This is a genomic window from Frankia sp. CcWB2 (assembly GCF_977927585.1).
In genome coordinates this window covers 28,542-29,549 of record NZ_CDWRCM010000009.1, presented here as the reverse complement: position 1 = coordinate 29,549, position 1,008 = coordinate 28,542, and the positions used below count along the sequence as shown (strand labels likewise).

2 protein-coding genes are annotated in these 1,008 nt (G+C 69.0%); both read left to right on the top strand.

The genetic code is table 11. From position 1 onward, the window contains the following. Window positions 1-293 (top strand): THUMP-like domain-containing protein (locus tag ACY45C_RS02285; protein WP_462186010.1); only part of this gene is annotated, 293 nt, incomplete at its 5' end. A 66-nt stretch (window positions 294-359) separates the two neighbouring features. Beyond that, a complete protein-coding gene (locus ACY45C_RS02280) occupies window positions 360-1,004 on the top strand; it encodes an NAD(P)-dependent oxidoreductase (RefSeq protein ID WP_462186009.1) in 645 nt (214 codons plus the stop codon). Window positions 1,005-1,008 lie beyond the last annotated feature (4 nt).

Sequence of the window (1,008 nt, the reverse complement as noted above, 5' to 3'; positions counted from 1 at the left end):
CCCGCCTGCTGCGCATCGAGGCCGAGCTGCCCTTCGACGTGCGCCGGATCGCGGACCTGTTGCGGTCTCGTGAGATCGGTTCGCTGGACGTCCGGCGACGCGGCCTCGCCGGCGACGTCGAGGAGATCCGCCGCCGGTTGCTACCCCGCCGTCGTGATCTGATTCCCGGTGGACCGGCTGTCACCGTGGTGATGACGAGGCTGCGTGGAGCTCCCTGGGCCTTCGTCTGCACCCCGGCATCGGATGTCGGGGCATCGGATGCCGGGGCGGTGGCGACTGACCGATCCTCATGACCGACCGATCCTCATGACCGACCAATCCCGGTGGACGCCATCGGGGGCGAAACAGGAGTGACGTTCATGCGTGTTGCCTTCGTCGGACTGGGCACGATGGGATTTCCCATGGCCGGTCACCTGGTTCGGGCCGGGTTCTCCACCACCGTGTTCAACCGCACGGCCGCGACCGCGGCACGCTGGGCCGAGGAACATTCCGGCCGGATCGCGCCGTCGCCCGCAGCCGCGGCGACTGAGGTCGACGTCGTCTGCCTCTGCGTCGGTGCCGATGGCGACGTCCGCGAGGTCGTCATCGGCACCGACGGGATGCTGGGATCGCTTCGGCCCGGTGCGATCATCGTCGATCACACGACGACCTCCGCGGAACTCGCGGAGGAGATCGCGGCGCGCACCGCCGAGGTCGGCGTCGGTTTCGTCGACGCCCCGGTCTCCGGCGGGGAGGCAGGTGCCGTGGCCGGCCGGCTGAGCATCATGTGCGGTGGGGATCCTGAGACGATCGAGCGGGCCAGGCCGGTGCTCGCCGCCTACGGCGCGACTATCACGAGGGTCGGGCCGGTCGGTAGCGGACAACTCACCAAGATGGTCAATCAGATTCTGGTGGCGGGAGCCGTCGAAGGGGCGGCCGAGGCCATCAACTTCGCTATTGCCGCCGGTCTGGACACCGATCTGATGCTTTCCGCCGTGGCCGGCGGCGCCGCCAAGGGGACGTAATGAA